We start from the raw sequence: 2,615 nt of genomic DNA on the forward strand, positions 1-2,615 counted from the left end.
GCTCCCTGACGCTATTTCGATCATGAAATCTAGACTTTGATCACGATCCGTCTGGCTTGTTGGAGCCGACCGCGGCTGACCCGGCCCGCTGTGGCCCGACGGGCCGCCGGGGGCGTCACCACGTGTGATCGGGGCGCGGCCACAGTCGGCGCCGCGGCCGTTCTGGTGAGGCGGACGGTCGGGGGGCGGTCGTAGCGGATGCCATGCTGGCCGGGCTTTTTGACCGTGTAGTGGTGGTGGCAGGCGCGGCGGACGACGCGGGGGTAGCTGCGGTGACGGCGAACGTTGAGCGTGTCGGGTCGGGTGATGTCGGCCTGGACGCGGGCGAGGATCTTCTCGCGGTGGTCAAGGGGAAAAAGGGGGAACCCAGCATGGTCACCGTCCACTGGCGCATCGAACTCCACTGCCTCGAACCAGGACGATCATCTTAAAGCAGCGCCATTGAGGGTGTCAGATGCTTTGTGTAAGGGGATTGATACTTAGAGCGCCTGAACGGGTGTGACGGAGCACCCACAGCGAAGGAGATCGTAAATGCCGAGAGTAGTCGGACAGGTCGGTGGAGTCCAGGACCCTCCGGAGGAGTCGCCCGCGCGGGCTGGTGGCGGCGGAGGGCTCGCGCTGCCGGACGGGATCGGAGAGGAGCTGGCCGCCGCGCTGGTCGCCGAGGCTCGGGCGGGTGGCGGCGAGTTGAAGTTGACGGGGCCGGGTGGCCTGCTCACGGGTGTGATCAAGCAGGTGTTGGAGCGGGGGCTGGCGGCCGAGCTCGACGACCATCTCGGCTACGGCAGGGGTGACGCGGCGGGCCGTGGTGTCCCGAACTCGCGTAACGGCAGCAGCCGCAAGACGGTGCTGACCGAGGTGGGTCCGGTGGAGATCGACCTGCCGAGGGATCGGGCGGGGACGTTCGAGCCGCGGCTGCTCCCGAAGGGCGCCCGGCGGGTCGGGGGTGTGTCGGACACGGTGATCTCGCTGTATGCGGGTGGGATGACGGTGCGCGACATCGGTCATCATCTGGCGCGCACGGTCGGGGTGGAGGTGTCCCACGACACGATCTCGCGGATCACCGACGAGGTCCTCGAGGAGATGAAGGCCTGGCAGGTGCGGCCGTTGGACGAGGTGTACCCGATCGTCTACGTCGATGCGCTGGTCGCGAAGGTCCGCGACGGCAACGCGGTGCGGAACAAGGCGGTGCACCTGGCCGTCGGTGTCGACCTCGACGGAGTCAAGCACGTGCTCGGGATCTGGGTCGAGCAGGTCGAGGCGGCGCGGCACTGGGCGACGGTGATGGCGGAGCTGCGTAACCGGGGGCTGCGCGACATCCTGATCGTCTGCTGTGACGGCCTGTCCGGGCTGCCGGAGGCGATCGGGACGACCTACGGGCTGACGACCGTGCAGACCTGCACCGTCCACCTCATCAGGGCGGCGTTGCGCTACGCCTCCTACACCGACCGCAAGACTCTCGCCACCGCGATGCGGCCGATCTACACCGCGGCGAACCTCGACGCCGCCGAGCAGGCCCTGCTGACTTTCGGCGAGTCCGACCTGGGCCGTAAGCACCCAGCGTCGGTGGCGGTGTGGGAACGCGCCTGGGAGCAGTTCATCCCTTTTCTGGAGTTCACCCCGAACCTACGCAGAATCATCTACACGACGAACGCGATCGAGAGCTTCAACTACCAGCTCCGGAAAATCATCAAGAACCGGGGACATTTCCCCTCCAACGACGCCGTCGTCAAGCTCCTGTGGCTGGCGATCGTGGACATCGAGGACAAACGCGCCCGGGCGCGGGAGAAAGACCACGGCAAGCCCGCCAGCCAGCGCAACGCGCCGGGCCGGCTCATCGAGGGACACGCCGCGCAGGGCTGGCGGCCCGCGCTGGCCGAGCTCGCCACCGCCTACCCGGGGCGCATCCCCACCCTCGCCCTGTGACCGGGTCATGATCAGGCGTCATGGACGCCCGTGACCTGCCCGACGATATCGCCGCCGCGCTCGCCGACACCGTCGTGCTACACCGCGACGACGCCACCGACCTCGCGGGCGCCCTGCGTCACGCTGGCGCCGTGCTGACTCGCGTCGCCGGCGACCCCGCCGCCGAGGCCGCCTACCGGGAGCTCACCGACGGCGCCGACGGCGAGCTGTCCGCCTTCGCTCTCGACCTGCTCGTCCACGCCGAGGCGCTGTCCGACATGACCGACCCGGAGAAGGATTCGCCGTGACCGCCGAGACGACCAGCGGAAAACACCCGACATCCCGGCGTGTCATTACCAACCGTCCCGCCGTTCGCGATACGGTGAACACATCCCAGCCGGGCGGAAAACACACCGCCGGGCCCGGGGAGCGAAACACGAAATACAGACCCGGAAGTCCGGACAGGCGGTATCGGAACCCACTCCCGCCGGAATGTCCGAAGCTACCGGGACGGATCACAAATCCGGGTAGAGCGGCGAGAAAGGTCCCGAGTCGGGCGGAGAGCGCGGACCGGTAGTTAACGGAACACGGGAACGGCCCTTACACAAAAAATCTGACAGGCTCGCGCCATTGGCCCTCTCCCCTGGCATCGCAACGAGATTCCAACCACACTCCTCGATACGAAGACGTCGGTTATGAAATGATTTTAT

The 2,615-nt window shown here is 67.3% G+C and carries 3 protein-coding genes; 2 read left to right on the plus strand and 1 reads right to left on the minus strand.

From position 1 onward, the window contains the following. Positions 1-29 precede the first annotated feature (29 nt). Entirely contained in the window at positions 30-404 is a 375-nt protein-coding gene (locus tag MJ797_RS26750) for a hypothetical protein (protein WP_239342526.1), read from the minus strand. A 127-nt stretch (positions 405-531) separates the two neighbouring features. On the opposite strand from MJ797_RS26750, the gene MJ797_RS26755 reads away from it, so the two are divergent. Together MJ797_RS26755 and MJ797_RS26760 are read left to right on the plus strand one after the other, a co-directional pair. Then, positions 532-1,926 carry an IS256 family transposase gene (locus tag MJ797_RS26755; protein ID WP_374583044.1) on the plus strand — a complete coding sequence of 465 codons (1,395 nt, stop codon included), beginning with the start codon at positions 532-534 and terminating at the stop codon, positions 1,924-1,926. 20 nt (positions 1,927-1,946) lie between these two features. Further along, the gene (locus MJ797_RS26760; RefSeq protein ID WP_239342528.1) at positions 1,947-2,213 is read left to right on the plus strand and encodes a hypothetical protein; all 267 of its coding nucleotides are present in this window, start codon (positions 1,947-1,949) and stop codon (positions 2,211-2,213) included. Positions 2,214-2,615 lie beyond the last annotated feature (402 nt).

The organism is Protofrankia sp. CiP3 (assembly GCF_917627345.1).
Lineage (GTDB): Bacteria > Actinomycetota > Actinomycetes > Frankiales > Frankiaceae > Protofrankia.